This is a genomic window from Nonomuraea guangzhouensis (assembly GCF_019396345.1).
Classification (GTDB): Bacteria; Actinomycetota; Actinomycetes; order Streptosporangiales; family Streptosporangiaceae; genus Nonomuraea; species Nonomuraea guangzhouensis.
In genome coordinates this window covers 273,506-286,976 of the sequence record NZ_JAHKRM010000003.1, presented here as the reverse complement: position 1 = coordinate 286,976, position 13,471 = coordinate 273,506, and the positions used below count along the sequence as shown (strand labels likewise).

At 68.4% G+C, this 13,471-nt stretch carries 13 protein-coding genes; 5 read left to right on the top strand and 8 right to left on the bottom strand.

The features are described 5' to 3' along the window. Positions 1 to 10 precede the first annotated feature (10 nt). Positions 11 to 970, bottom strand: a complete 960-nt coding sequence (locus tag KME78_RS07175) for an LLM class F420-dependent oxidoreductase (RefSeq protein WP_219527973.1) — start codon at positions 968 to 970, stop codon at positions 11 to 13. Continuing rightward, entirely contained in the window at positions 967 to 2,400 is a 1,434-nt protein-coding gene (locus KME78_RS07170; RefSeq protein WP_219527972.1) for a carotenoid oxygenase family protein, read from the bottom strand. The genes KME78_RS07175 and KME78_RS07170 overlap by 4 nt, the downstream gene beginning before the upstream one ends. Positions 2,401 to 2,478: 78 nt before the next feature. Between KME78_RS07170 and KME78_RS07165 the strand changes: the two genes are divergently transcribed. Continuing rightward, positions 2,479 to 4,041, top strand: coding sequence for a class I adenylate-forming enzyme family protein (locus KME78_RS07165; protein ID WP_219527971.1), 1,563 nt, complete (start codon positions 2,479 to 2,481; stop codon positions 4,039 to 4,041). Here the strand turns inward: KME78_RS07165 and KME78_RS07160 are convergent. Then, positions 4,019 to 4,954, bottom strand: a complete 936-nt coding sequence (locus tag KME78_RS07160) for a winged helix-turn-helix transcriptional regulator (protein WP_219527970.1) — start codon at positions 4,952 to 4,954, stop codon at positions 4,019 to 4,021. The two genes, KME78_RS07165 and KME78_RS07160, sit on opposite strands and share 23 nt — an antisense overlap. 119 nt (positions 4,955 to 5,073) lie before the next feature. Here KME78_RS07160 and KME78_RS07155 point away from each other — a divergent pair, with 119 nt between their 5' ends. After that, on the top strand, positions 5,074 to 6,105 hold the full coding sequence (locus KME78_RS07155; RefSeq protein WP_219527969.1) for a hypothetical protein: 1,032 nt from the start codon (positions 5,074 to 5,076) through the stop codon (positions 6,103 to 6,105). Between the two features lie 95 nt (positions 6,106 to 6,200). Here the strand turns inward: KME78_RS07155 and KME78_RS07150 are convergent, their stop codons facing one another. Next, positions 6,201 to 7,553: an RNA-guided endonuclease InsQ/TnpB family protein gene (locus tag KME78_RS07150; protein ID WP_246650595.1), complete on the bottom strand. Its 1,353-nt coding sequence runs from the start codon at positions 7,551 to 7,553 to the stop codon at positions 6,201 to 6,203. A 66-nt stretch (positions 7,554 to 7,619) separates the two neighbouring features. Between KME78_RS07150 and tnpA the strand changes: the two genes are divergently transcribed. Beyond that, on the top strand, positions 7,620 to 8,036 hold the full coding sequence (gene tnpA, locus KME78_RS07145; protein ID WP_219527968.1) for an IS200/IS605 family transposase: 417 nt from the start codon (positions 7,620 to 7,622) through the stop codon (positions 8,034 to 8,036). Positions 8,037 to 8,327: 291 nt separating this feature from the next. Here the strand turns inward: tnpA and KME78_RS07140 are convergent, their stop codons facing one another. After that, positions 8,328 to 8,876: a hypothetical protein gene (locus KME78_RS07140; RefSeq protein WP_219527967.1), complete on the bottom strand. Its 549-nt coding sequence runs from the start codon at positions 8,874 to 8,876 to the stop codon at positions 8,328 to 8,330. 59 nt (positions 8,877 to 8,935) lie between these two features. On the opposite strand from KME78_RS07140, the gene lepB reads away from it, so the two are divergent. Next, the gene (gene lepB / locus KME78_RS07135; RefSeq protein WP_219527966.1) at positions 8,936 to 9,427 is read left to right on the top strand and encodes a signal peptidase I; all 492 of its coding nucleotides are present in this window, start codon (positions 8,936 to 8,938) and stop codon (positions 9,425 to 9,427) included. Positions 9,428 to 9,474: 47 nt separating this feature from the next. On the opposite strand, the gene KME78_RS07130 is transcribed toward lepB, so the two are convergent. The 3 genes from KME78_RS07130 to KME78_RS07120 are packed head-to-tail and all read right to left on the bottom strand — an operon-like array spanning position 9,475 to position 11,919. Then, positions 9,475 to 10,116, bottom strand: coding sequence for a phospholipase (locus KME78_RS07130; protein ID WP_246650590.1), 642 nt, complete (start codon positions 10,114 to 10,116; stop codon positions 9,475 to 9,477). A 7-nt stretch (positions 10,117 to 10,123) separates the two neighbouring features. Next, the gene (locus KME78_RS63995; protein WP_219527965.1) at positions 10,124 to 11,230 is read right to left on the bottom strand and encodes a Gfo/Idh/MocA family protein; all 1,107 of its coding nucleotides are present in this window, start codon (positions 11,228 to 11,230) and stop codon (positions 10,124 to 10,126) included. Further along, the gene (locus KME78_RS07120) at positions 11,215 to 11,919 is read right to left on the bottom strand and encodes a ThuA domain-containing protein (RefSeq protein ID WP_246650589.1); all 705 of its coding nucleotides are present in this window, start codon (positions 11,917 to 11,919) and stop codon (positions 11,215 to 11,217) included. Before KME78_RS07120 ends, KME78_RS63995 begins: the two co-directional genes overlap by 16 nt. A gap of 244 nt (positions 11,920 to 12,163) precedes the next feature. Here KME78_RS07120 and KME78_RS07115 point away from each other — a divergent pair, with 244 nt between their 5' ends. Continuing rightward, complete coding sequence (locus tag KME78_RS07115) at positions 12,164 to 13,459, top strand: extracellular catalytic domain type 1 short-chain-length polyhydroxyalkanoate depolymerase (RefSeq protein WP_219527964.1); 1,296 nt, start codon at positions 12,164 to 12,166, stop codon at positions 13,457 to 13,459. Positions 13,460 to 13,471 lie beyond the last annotated feature (12 nt).

The window sequence follows — 13,471 nt, the reverse complement described above, 5'->3', positions numbered from 1 at the left end:
TGCACCGAAGTCAGCGTAATGCCACGTCCAAAGCCTTGAGCGTGGCCGCGCCGCCGGGGTCGCGGTCCGTGCTCACCGGTACCAAAGCCACCTCATCCACCCCAGCCTCGGCGTACGCGGACAACCGCGCGCCGACCGTATCCACATCGCCGAGCAGCGAGACCGAGGCGGCCAGTTCGTCGGGCACGGCGGCGAGCAGTTCCCGGGGATGCGGCCGGGTGCGGGCGAATGCGACGACGTCGGCGAAGCCGGCCTCGGCGAACATATCGCCGTACCCCGGAGCGGGCAGGTACCCGACGACGGCCCGGCGGATCCGATCGATGGCCTCGCGGTCGGGATCCACAGCGGCGGTGACCCAGGCGGTCACGGGGGTGGCCGGGTTCACCGCACGCACCTGGGCGACCAGTCGCGCGGCCGAGGCGGGCGTGATCAGGTTGAGCACCATCCGGTCGGCCATGGCGGCGGTCCGGACGGCCGACGGCCCGAAGGCCGCGACGGACAGCCGCGAGCGCGGGGCGGGCAGGCGGAGCCGGTAGCCGGTGCTCGCCACGGACGATCCGGCGAAGCCGGAGCGCTCGCCGTCCAGCAACGGGCGGAGGGCCTCGACGGCCTCCCGCAACGCGGTCGCGGATCGAGCGCGCGAACGCCCGTGCCACCCCTCCACGACGAGCGGGCTGGAGGTGCCCACGGCGACGTCCACCTGCCGCCCGGTCAGCCCGGCGACCGAGGCCGCGCCCATCGCGATCATCATCGGATCGCGTACGGCCACCGCCAGCGGCCCGATCGTGAGCCGGATCCGCGTGGTGGCCAGCCCGATGGCGGTGGCCAGGGCGAAGGCGTCGTACGTGGCCATCTCCCCGATCCACAGGGACGGATAGCCCAGCTCGTCAGCGACCCGGGCCGTCAGCAGGGCCTCCTCCGCGGGGCGGTCCTGCCACAACCCAAGAGACACGCTGAGCGAGGGGTTCACCGCAGTTGCTCCGCCCGTACCCAGGTGGCGTGGAAGCCGAGCGGGACCCGCCGGGGCAGCAGCACGCGGGCGATCGGCCCCTCCGAGAGCCGGGCGGCGTGCAGGACCTGCACCTCGGAGCGGCCCTCCCGCTCGTCGGTGACGAAGCTGACCAGGTAGCCGTCGTCCTCGGCGGTCGAGCCGTCGCGCGGGGCGAACGGCGCCTCGCTGCCGTATCGGCCGGGGCCGTAGCGGTAGGTCTCCTTGGCGCCGGTGACGTTGTCGTAGCGGACCAGGCCGTCGAAGAGGTTGGTCTCGGCGTCGGCCACGGTGACGTTGTAGGCGTACCGCGTGGGGTATCCGGTGGAGCGGGCGTCGATCGAGGGGAACTCGGTGTTCTGGTCGGCGTCCACGTACCCCTCCGACGTGCGTCCCGTCCGCAGGTCGAAGCGGTAGCGGTACATCCGCGCGTCGAGCTTGAGATAGGAGATCATCCGCGCCAGCGGCGAGCCGGTCGTGGACGGCGTCGGGCGCGAGACCCGGCAGACGTCCAGGATGATCTCATCGCCCTCCTCCCAGGCGTTGACGACGTGGTAGATGTAGCACGGCTTCGCCTCGAACCAGCGAATCGCCCGGCCCCGCCGCGGGATCACGCCGAAGCGCGCGGGCAGCTCCCGGTCGAAGGTCAGCTTGTAGCGCCCCTGCCGGGCGGCGTCGAGGTCCTGGTACAGCGGCAGATCCATGAGGATCGCGTGGTCCCGCGTGATCGCCATGTCGTGCGGCAGCCGCGCCCCCGGAAGGTCCAGCTCCACGCAGTGCTCCACGGCGCCGCCGGGTCCGACCACGCCGTAGCGCAGGTACGGCGGGCGCGGCCCGTAGTCGAACCAGAACAGCTCACCGGTGCGCTCGTCCACCTTGGGATGCGCCATGAAGTCACCGTTGAGCGTGTCGAGGAAGGTGTCGACGCCGAGCGTCTCCAGTGAGAGCGGGTCCAGACTGTACGGCGCGCCGCACAGATACCACGAGGCCAGCACCTTGCCCCGATGGAAAATCACATCAGTGTTGGCCGTGTCCTTGAACGGCAGGCCGCGCGCGTTGCCGAACGGGTTGCCCTTCGGGTTCTCCATCACACCGGTCCAGAGCGACCGCCCGGCGGCGGACTCGGCCTCGAACGCCCTGGTACGCACCCAGCGGTTGCGGTAGCGGGCCCGGCCGTTCTCGAAATGCATGGCGTGGACCATGCCGTCGCCGTCGAACCAGTGGTAGCGCCCCCTGACCGGGAAGCGGGCGTTGGGCCCGTTGCGCAGGTAGACGCCGTTGAGGTCCGCGGGAATCTGCCCGATCACCGTGAGCTCGTCCGCGGTGACCTCGTCCTGGACCGGTGCGTAGACGCCCAGCAGGTACGGGTTTAACTCGCCGGATTCATCCACCATCACGATACTTTCGGCCATATCTGAAAGCTACGATAAGCGAAGTCAGGAGTCAATTGACGGCGTATTCTTGGGGCCATCACCCCCACGGGAGTCGCGATGACGCATTCCGCCGACCGGATCGCCCGCTACACCGCCAAGGGCTGGTGGACCGGTGACACGATTGACCAGCTCCTCAGGACGCAGGTGGCGGCCAAGCCCGACGACACGGCGATCGTGGACCCGCTCGACAAGCTCGTCGGTCCGATCAAGCGGCTGACCTGGGGACAGCTCGGCTCGGAGGTGGACCGGGTCGCCGGCCTGCTGCACGAGCGGGGGATCGGCCCCGGCGACGTGGTTGCCGTACAGCTGCCCAACAGCGTCGAACTTGCGGTGAGCCTCCTGGCGATCGTCCGGCTCGGCGCGACCGTCACGCCCTTCCCCGTGCAGTACCGCGCGTACGAGCTGGCCCAGCTACTACCCCTGTCCGGCGCCCGGCTGCTCATCACCGGCCAGGAGTCCAGAGCACCGGAAGGCACGCCCACGCTGTCGTGGCCGGGCGATCTGGAGGACGTGACCGGCGCCGAAGCACCGTGGCGGGTGGCCGATCCCGCCGAGCGGGTGACGATCTGCTGGACCTCCGGCACCGAGGCCACTCCCAAGGGCGTGCCGAGGTGCCACTACGACTGGCTCGCGGTCGAGGCGATCTGCACCGCCGCACCCGCGCTCACCGGCCAGGACGTGATCCTCAACCCGTTCCCGATGGTGAACATGGCCGGGATCGGCGGCGTCTTCCTGCCGTGGCTGCGGGTCGGCGCGGTGCTCGTCCAGCACCACCCCTTCGACCTGCCCACCTACCTGGCCCAGATCGCGGCCGAGCGGGTCACCTACACCCTGGCCCCGCCCGCACTGCTCACCCTGCTGCTGCACCAGGAGGCGATCCTCGCCAAGGCCGACATCTCCTCGCTCACCCGCATCGGCTCGGGCTCCGTCCCGCTGCCGCCGCCGATGGTGCGCGGCTGGCAGGACCGGCACGGCATCGCGATCATCAACTTCTTCGGCTCCAACGAGGGCATCGCCCTGCTGTCGGACCCCGCGCACATGCCCGACCCGGAGGTACGCGCCCGCTTCTTCCCGCGCCCAGGAGCGCCGGGGGCGCCGGAGTTGCTCGACCCGGTGCGCACCAGGCTGGTCGCTCCGGACGGGAAGGAGATCACCGAGCCGGGGATCCCCGGCGAGCTGCGGCTGACCGGCCCCACGGTGTTCGCGGGCTACCTGCCCGGCACGGCCGAGACGGACCCGTTCGACGAGGACGGCTATCTCAGGACCGGCGACCTCTTCGAGATCGCCGGCGACCAGGGCCAGTACCTGCGCTATGTCGACCGCGCCAGGGACATCATCATCCGCGGCGGCATGAACATCGCCCCCGCAGAGCTGGAAGCCCTACTCGCCGGGCACCCCGCGGTCGCCGAGGCGGCGGTCGCCGGCTACCCCGACGACGTGCTCGGCGAGCGGGTCTGCGCGGTCGTGGTCCCCAACGGAGAGATCGACCTCGACTCGGTCGTCTCCTTCCTCAGGGACAAGGGCATCGCCTCGTACAAGCTCCCGGAGCGGCTGGAGATCGTCGAAGCGCTACCCCGGAACCCCGTCGGCAAGGTGCTCAAGAGGGAGTTGAAGCTGTGACCCGCTTGGGGATGACGAAGTGCACCTCCGTACGGCTGAGCGCCTGCCCACACGACCGGCACCGTAGACACGGGCGGAACGGCTGCCCGCACGCGCGATGGGTGACACGCAGGTCGGTGTCCGGCGGGCCGGTGTACCAGGTCTGCGCCCAGTCGACGATGAACGCGAAGACCCCGAAGAAGTCCATGCCCTTGTCGGTCAGCCGGTACCGGGGCCGCGTCCCGGGCTCCTCCACGGCGAGCACGCCCAGCTCCGTGAAGAGACGCAGCCGGTTGGACAACACCGACGGGGCCACGCCGAGCTCCGCCTGGAAGTCGGCGAAGCGCCGGATGCCGAGGAAGGCGGCCGCGAGGATCACCGTGCTCCAGCGGTCGCCCAGCAGCTCGAACGTCTCGGGGAGGTAGGACAGCGGATCGCCCTCGCCGCGGACGGTCCTGCGGTGATGGCGCGGCACCGTCACCTGGGCGAAGGTGGCCGCGCCCCGTACGGACTCGGTGTCACGGGCGGCGACCGGCGCCCGGCCGCAGCTCGCACAGCCCAGCTCCACGTCGGTACGGTTGCCGCAGACGTCGTGCGTCAACTCCGGCAGCCCCTGGCGGCGCGGCACCCACCTGCGTTCCCATGACCAGATCTCCACCAGCATCGGCCACAGCTCGACCGCGCGCTCGGTCAGGAGGTATTCGGTGCGGGTGCGGCCTTGCTCACGGTAGGGGACCGGCCGCAGCAGCTCCCCCGCGACCAGCTCCTTGAGCCGGTTGGCCAGCACCGACTCGGACATGCCCAGCTCGTCCCGCCAGTCGGCGAAGCGCCGGACGTGCAGGAGGAAGGACCGCTGCAGGATCAGCAAGGTCCACTGGTCACTGATCGCCAGCAGCGCCTGCCCGATCGCGCTGGGCCGCTCCGCTCCCGCCACCCGTTCCTCGCCTTCCTGCTCCTTCGACGATAAAAGCTATCTCGGCCCGGCGCACGCCCGGCGCTCCGTTCTCCTCAATGACCACCTCCGTTCACAACCGCCCCATAGATTCCGAGACCATGGGATTCAATGACCTGTCCCGGCGGTCCCTGCTCGCCGGCGCGCTGTCCGGAGTCGGGCTCACCGTGCTGGGCGGTACCGCCGCCCAGGCAGCGGCTCGACCGACCCGGGTACTGATCGCCACGAACGAACCGTGGGGCACCTATCACGCGGCACCGCTGCTGCCCGAGGCGCGGCGCCTGGGATGGGAGGTCGTGCAGCTCGTGCCCGACCGATCAGGGATAAAGCCAGGTGATCCAGTCCCGGTCGCGACACCTGACGAGAACCCGCGAGGCGATCTGCTCGTGGTGACCGGCGCCGGGGACTGGCCCGCCGACTGCGCCGCGCGGCTGCGCCACCTGCCGCTGATCGCGAGCTCGCTGGCCTACCAGTTGCCCGTCGAGGCGCCCCGCGCGAAGGAGTTCCGCGAGCGGCTACGGGCGATCACCGCCTCGTCGCCCGCCGAGGCGAAGGTGTTCGACGACTACCTGGGCACGCGCCGCCCGATCACGGTCGTGGGCACGCCGCAGACCGACGACCTGCCCCGGCATGTTCCGGAAGCGGGCACCGTACTGGTGCTCACCAGCGTGACCAAATCCAGTAGCACCGGCGGTTCCGCACCCGGCACGGACCTGCTGCTCGCCGCGGCGGAACGCCTCGCGGCGGCCGGCAAGCACATCCTGGTCGGGCTGCACCCGCGCGAGGACCGCTCGCTGTGGGAACGGTACGAGATCAGCGCGGTCCCGTCGGTCCAGGCGTCGGCACGGGCCGAAGCCGCCATCGGCATCCCCGGGACCGTTTTCCCGGTCGTCGCCGCAGTAGGTGTCCCGCTGGTCGGCTGCACGGACCCGCGCCTGCAGATCCCCGACTACCTGCTGAGCGTCTGCACGCACACGATCAGCAGCGCGGACGACGCGGTGACCGCCGTGGAAACGGCCGAGCCCGTCTCGCGCGAGGTGCTCTACGAGGCGGTCGGCCCGATAGGCGGCTCGGCCAGGCGCCTGTTCAAGGTATGGCGAAAGGCCGGGCTCAGGGCCCACGCCGCAGCGTGACATAGCCCTCGACCCCTGGACAATATGGCAGTCAGTTACGTGATCTGACGGATTGACCTGCTCCCCGTCCTGAAGGGACGGGGATTCCCGTGCCGCTATGCGGCAGCTCGTGCCGGTTGCGCGGCTCGTGCTGTGGGACGGGGTGCTTGACGTTTCTCGGACCCGGGTGGGTCTCCACGCCCTGAGACGACCAGCCCGGCCGCCTGTCCTTTGGTCTTGATGTTCTGCGCCGCGACGATGTCGGCGTGCTCGGTGTGCCCGCAAGACGTGCAGGAGAAGATCGCTTGGCTCTTGCGGCTCTTCTCGTCCACCTTCCCGCACGCAGGTTCCGGGCACGTCTGGGACGTGTACGCGGGGTTGATCTTATAGATGACGCTGCCGGTGTAGCGGGCCTTGGAGCGGAGGGCGACTTCCAGGCCGTACCAGCCCTTGTCGAGAATCGCCTTGTTGAGCCCGGATTTCGCGGCCGCGCCGTTGCGCAGGAACCTGCCCGGCCGGTCGGGGTCGGGCTTCGGTTTGACGGCCGCGCTCATGCCCTTGGTGTTCAGGTCTTCGATGACCACGTGCCCGTACGTGCGGGTGAGTCGGTGCGCGGCTTGGGCGTTGAAGTCAGCGCGCCGCCACCGGACCCGCCGCATGATCTCACTCATCGCGGCCACGACCGTCTTGCGCCGCTTGGATCCCTTCTTCGTGCGGGCGAGTTGGCGTTGCAGCCGCAGATACCGTTCCGCTTGGCCAGGCGTGAGATACCCGAGGTCATCCTCCCGTTTCCCCCGCTCCTTCCGACCCTCTCTCCTCTCCGGTGGGAGCTCCCTCGAGGAAACACCGTCAGTTCCGGCGTGGCGGCGGTCGAAGAACTCCCCATCAGAGGTCACGGCGGCCGTGACCACCCCCCGGTCCACGCCCACCCATTGAGGGCACGCATGGCGCTCACGCTCGGCGATCCCATCGTCGACCAGGAAGCTGATGAACCAGTGCCTGCCGTCCCGGGACACGGTCGCGGACTTGACGCTCCCCCCGAGCGGGCGCGACATCCGAAACCGCGCCCACCCGAACTTGGGCAAGAACACCCGCCCCCACTTACGGCCTACCCGCTCAACGGGCAGGTGTTTGCCGGTGGGGAACCGAAACGACGGCTGGCCCTTCGCCTTCGACATCCAGCGCACCTTCCATGTGCCATGCTTGCGGCACGCCTGGTCCAGGTCCTTCAGCGTCTGCTGGATCACCTGGGCGGGGGCGTCGGCGAGCCACCCGCAGTACGGGTCCTTCTTCGCCTCGGCGAGCTGCTTGCACTGCTGCTCATAGTTGATCCACTGCCCGCGCCGCCGGTACTCCCGCCGTTGTTCCAGCCCGGTGTTCCACACGGCCCGGCAGATCCCGCCCAGCCTTTCGGCGAACGCCCGCTGCCCGAAGTCGAACTCCAGGCGGTACTTCCGGCCCGCCAACATGCGCAACACCCCCTGCCCCACGGGACGCTTGCATCTCACCGACTCGAACACATTATCATCTGGTCTATGAGCCAGGAAGTGGAATATCGACGAGGCAGACACGTGGTTACCGCGATGCACGTCCATCTGGTCTTTGTCACCAAATATCGCACAAACGTGTTCAACGACGCGATGCTACGCCGCTGCGAAGACATCATGATCGAGGTGTGCGACAGCTTCGAGGCCGAACTCCGCGCGTTCAACGGCGAACACGACCACGTCCACCTGCTCATCCACTACCCGCCCAAGGTCGCGATCAGCAAACTCGTCAACTCGTTGAAGGGCGTCTCCTCGCACTACCTCCGCAAAGAGTTCACCGACCGGGACAACCCCGCCATCACGCACGGCCCCTTCTGGTCACCCAGCTACCTCGCCGCCTCCTGCGGCGGAGCACCACCATCGATCATCAAGGCATACATCGAACAACAGCGCCGCCCCACCTGACGCTCCGGCTCCACACTCCGCGCTCCGGGATGCCCCGTCTACCGCAGGCCACCCCCCAACCCCAAAAGAGGACCGCATTCAACCCCGGCCCGAAGGCCGAGGCTTTCTGCAGACCTTCGATAGGAGCGCCGACGATCACGAACAGGAGCACCTGGAATGAGCGATGCGCCACGACTGCACACCGTCGGCACCACTCCGCTGAACCGAGCCCGCGACCTGCGCCCGATGATCGAACTGGCCGGCCCCTGGCCCCAGATCGGTCGTGGCTGCTCTTCGCCCTCGAATAGCGCGTCAAAGCCAGAAGATCACCAACACGACGAGGCCGAGGCCCAATGCCGTGAAGGCCGCTGTTCTGGGGTCGCGGGCGGCCTCCCGGCGCGCGGAGATCACCAGCACGACGCCCATGGCCAGCGCCGCCAGCAGGTGCAGGCCGTACCAGAAGGGAATGGGAAGTTTCCCCAGGACGGTCCCGGACAGCAGGTCGTCGACGGATCCATAGCCGGTGAGGCCACCCAGCAGACTCAGGCCCAGGCCCAGCAGCGCGAGCGTGTGCCGCAACCGGCCGAGCAGGGCCCAGACGACGGCTCCTATCACCAGCAGAACCGAGGATTGATGGTGCAGTTGCCGCATGAGCGCACCGCCACGCACCTCGAAACTAGTCGTCAGGGCGGACTCGTAAGCTTCGCTCATCATGACGCCTCGGAGCGGCTCGTAGCTGCCGTCGTACGGCGTCAGCTGGCCACTGGGCGTGTAGAAGAAGGTCAGAAAGCCGCCGGTGAGCAGGACCACCACGAAACAGTAGATGAGCATCTCGCCTACCAACTGCCGCGCTCGCTCCATTCGGCATATTTCACCACGAGCTGCCGGACGGTGATCGTTAGATGGGCATAATGGCGACGGTGAAGCGTGCACCGTTAGTCCTGCTGGCCGTCTTGACGGCGGGCTGCTCGCTCTTCGGGCAGCAGGGATATACCGTCTCCAGCGCCGCCATGGAGCCCACGCTCAAGCAGGGCAGCCATGTCACGGCCCGCCTGACCGGCGATGATTACGCGCCCAAGCCGGGAGACATCGTGGTCTTCTCGGCGCCGGAGTGGGGAGAGACGGACGCCCATATCTTCCGCGTCATAGGAGTGCCAGGGAGCACGGTCGCCTGTTGCGACGAGCGGGGGCGGCTGACCGTCGACCGGCGGCCCCTCGACGAGCCGTACATCGGCAACGCCGACCCCTCCGCTCTCACGTTCTCGCTCACTGTGCCGCCGGGGCGGCTCTGGGTGTTGGGCGATAATCGCGGCAAGGCGCTGGATTCTCGGGCGCACCAGGGGGATCGGGGCGTTGGCACCATCGCCGTAGCGAACGTCATAGGCGTCGTCGACGCCGAAACCCTCACCTGAACGCGAGGAGGGGATGCGATGAATGCATCCCCTCCTCTCCGTTCAGTTCACGCGTCGGCGTTCTGGGCGTTCAGTTCGGCGTCCCGCTTGACCCGCTGGATCTGCGCGTCCGTGACGACGAGATCACCGAGCTCCCTGACGGCCTGGTAGTACGTCCAGGCCAGGCCGTCACACGTGGCCTTGGAGATTCCCGAGTATCCGGCGCACACCTGCTTCATATCGAAATAGAAGGCGCTGTCGATACGATCCTTGTTCGCCGGGAATTGGCTCACGGCCTTGTAGTTTCGATAACCGAAATCGTGCCGCCTGCACGGCATCCGGAAATCGAAGCCGAGTGGTTGGTCGGGGCTGCTGGAGCACAGGTCGGTGGACCAGTCGAAGGCGTAGTCGGCCCAGGCCGCCTGGTTCTGCCAGGCCGCCTTCCAGGAGGCGGCGCTGGCGGCGGTGGGCTGGGAGAATCCGGAAAGGGCGGCGAGTTTCTGCTCCAGCGTCACCGCGTAGGCTGGTAGTGCGAATCCGAGGACGGCGATCAGGGAGAGGACGACGGAGGCTAACGGCGCGAGGGATCGTCTGACCATGAGGACCTGCTTCTCTTGCCAAGGTTCACCGGACGGTCCAACAATGATGCGAAGTGCCGCCTGACGCAGAAGCAGATCCTGCTTAACTTCCTCGGGAATGTTCGCCGACAAAGAACCTTTACATCGAGTCGATATTCTGCAAAGGCTCGATCAGGGCCACCGGCGGTGGCCGTTCGCAGGTGCTCGTGATGTTCACCGAAGTGCCCGAGTGTGCCGAGGTCAGCAGCGACTCCATGACGTCGAGCACGTGGTAGGCCAGCGATCCACTCGTACGAGGCTCCTCGCCCGCGGGGGTCGACGCGAAGTCGGCCAGGCCCACTCCGCGACCGGCCCCGACGTAGCCGGCCGCCGCCGGAAGAGTCTGCCAGCCGTCCTCCCGCCCCTCCGAGAACAGGACGGACCCATCGAAATAGTTGGGGTCGGGGACGACGAGCGAGCCCGCCTCGCCGTGCACTTCGATGTTGGGCGCCTTGGTCGCCGTCCCGTCGAAGCTCATCACCAGCGTGGACAGCGCTCCGGAAATGTGCACGAGCACTCCGGTGACGTGCGTGTCCACCGTCACCGGGATCTCCTCGCCCTGGCGGGGGCCCGAGCCGATGGTGCGCTTGGCCCGGGTGCGGCTGGCGGCGCCGATGACCGTCGCCACCGGCCCGAGCAGCGTCACCAGGCTGGTGATGTAGTAGGGGCCCATGTCCAGGAGCGGGCCGCCGCCGGGGGCGTAGTAGAAGTCGGGGTTCGGGTGCCAGCGTTCGTGGCCGGGCGTCATCATCGTCGCGGTCGCCGCGACGGGTCTGCCGATCAGGCCGTCGTCGATCGCCTTGCGCGCCGTCTGCGTACCGGTGCCCAATACGGTGTCCGGCGCGCAGCCCACGCGGACCTGAGCGGCCTCGGCCGCCCGCAGCATCCCCGCGGCGTCCTCGGCGGTCGCGGCAAGGGGCTTCTCGCAATAGACGTCCTTGCCGGCCGCGATGGCCTGGAGCGCGATCTCGGCGTGGGCCGCCGGAATGGTGAGGTTGAGCACGACGCCGACGCGCGGGTCCGCCATCAGCTCCGCCACGCTCAGCACGTCGACCCCCGCATAGGGCCGCACCGCGTCCCGCGCCCGGTCAAGGTCCAGGTCGGCCACGGCCACCAGCCGCAACTGCGGCAATCGGTCGATGGTCTGGAGATACTGCGCCGAGATGGCACCGCACCCCACGATGCCGACGTTCACCGGCTGGCCCACAGCATGCCCCTTTCGATGATGGTGCGCACGTTCTCGTCCTGGAGGACGTCAAGGCTGTGCCCCGGGGTCGCGACGAAGATCCGCCCGCTCCCCCACCGCCGGGTCCAGATCGCCGGCGAGGTGACCTCCCGATGCCAGGGGTCCCACGGGCGGACCTTCTGCGTCGTGGTCGCCAGCACGTCGATGTAGTCGTCCGTCAGCACCCAGTACTGCTCGGTCACCAGGCCGAAGTCGGCGAGGCCCGCCGTGATGGGGTGATCGCCCGCTTCAGGCGGCAGGTTCACGGTGTACGGCACGTAGTTGTCGGCCTGCGAGCCTTCGCACTCGGCCGGATCCTTGCCCGGATGGCAGGCGAACTGCCCGCCGATGAGATGCAGGTAGTCGGAGGAGTTACGGAAGGAGTCGGCGATGCCACCGTGCCAGCCCGCCAGCCCGGTGCCCGACTCGATCGCGGCCCGCAGGCCGTTGAGCTCCGCGGGCTCGATCGTCCCCATCGTGTAGCACTGCACGATGAGATCGACATCGGCCATGAACCCAGGATCCGCGTACGGCGCGGGCGAATCCGCCCGGTGCACCTCGAACCCCTGCTTTTCGAGGAAGGGGATGAACAGCTCGGTGGCGGCGACCGGAGCGTGCCCTTCCCAGCCGCCTCGCACCACCAGAGCCTTCCGGCCGTGATCGTCCGTCATGCTTCCACCCATCCGCTCGGCAATGGACGACTCTGATCATCGCATTCCATCCCAAAACGGCCTAAAGGTAGGTCACGAACGCCTGGCCATCGATCCGAAAGTTTCAAGCTTCTTGCCCTCGCTGGCTGAGCCTTCCCAGGTCACTTGCCTGCCCAACTCTAAGGCCCACGTGGACTCTTGTCTCTCGAAATATTTTTGCGAATACTCCGAATATTTCGGTCCGCATCGAGAGAACGGGAAGCGGATGAGGACAACCACCAGAGTGCTCGGCGCCTTGATCGCCGCCGCGATGTTCGTCGTCGCCTGGCTGACCATGGCCTCGCCGGCGTCGCCGGCCTCGCTCACCGAGGTGACCAACTTCGGCACCAACCCCAGCGGCCTGCGCATGCACCTGTACGTACCGAACAACGTCGCGGCCCGGCCGCCGATCCTGGTGGCCGTGCACTACTGCACGGGCTCCGGACCCGCCTTCTACTCCGGCACCGAGTTCGCCTCGCTGGCCGACAGGTACGGATTCATCGTCATCTACCCCTCCGCCACCAGGAGCGGAAACTGCTTCGACGTCTCCTCGCCGCAGGCGCTCAAGCACGACGGCGGCAGCGACCCGGTGGGCATCGTGTCCATGGTCAAGTACGTCGAGCAGCACAACAACGGCGATCCTGCCAGGGTCTACGTGACCGGCGCGTCCTCGGGCGGCATGATGACGAACGTGCTGCTGGGCGACTATCCCGACGTCTTCAAGGCCGGGGCGGCGTTCATGGGAGTGCCGTTCGGCTGCTTCGCCACCACCGACGGCTCCGGCTGGAACAGCGCCTGCGCCAACGGCACCATCATCAAGACCCCGCAGGAGTGGGGCGACCTGGTGCGCGGGGCCTTCCCCGGCTACACCGGGGCGCGTCCGCGCATGCAACTGTGGCACGGCACTGAAGACGCAACCCTCCGCTACCCGAACTTCCAAGAAGAGATCAAGCAGTGGACCAACGTCCACGGGCTGAGCCAGACCCCCGCCTTCACCGACCACCCGCAGTCGACCTGGACTAGGACCCGTTACGGCGGCACCGGCACCAACGTCGCCGTCGAGGGCATCAGCCTCCAGGGCGTCGGGCACAGCCTCCCGCAGGGCGGCATGGCCGCGTCGGTCATCCAGTTCTTCGGCCTGGACGGCGGAACGCCCGGCACCCCGACGCCGACTCCGACTCCGACGCCCACCCCGACGCCGGCCGGGGCCTGCCGCATCACCTACACCATGAACACCTGGAACACCGGATTCACCGCGTCCGTCACCATCACCAACACCAGTGCGTCCCCGGTCAACACCTGGGCCCTGACCTTCACCCTCCCCGGCGGACAGACGGTCACCTCCGCCTGGAGCGCCACCATCTCCCCCGCCAGCGGCCAGGTCACCGCCAGGAACGTCAGCTACAACGGCACCATCGCGGCCGGGGCCTCGACCAACTTCGGCTTCCAGGCCAACCACAGCGGCAACACCGGCAAACCCACTTCTTTCGCCCTCAACGGCACGACCTGCGGCATCGCCTGACGTAGTGCGGGG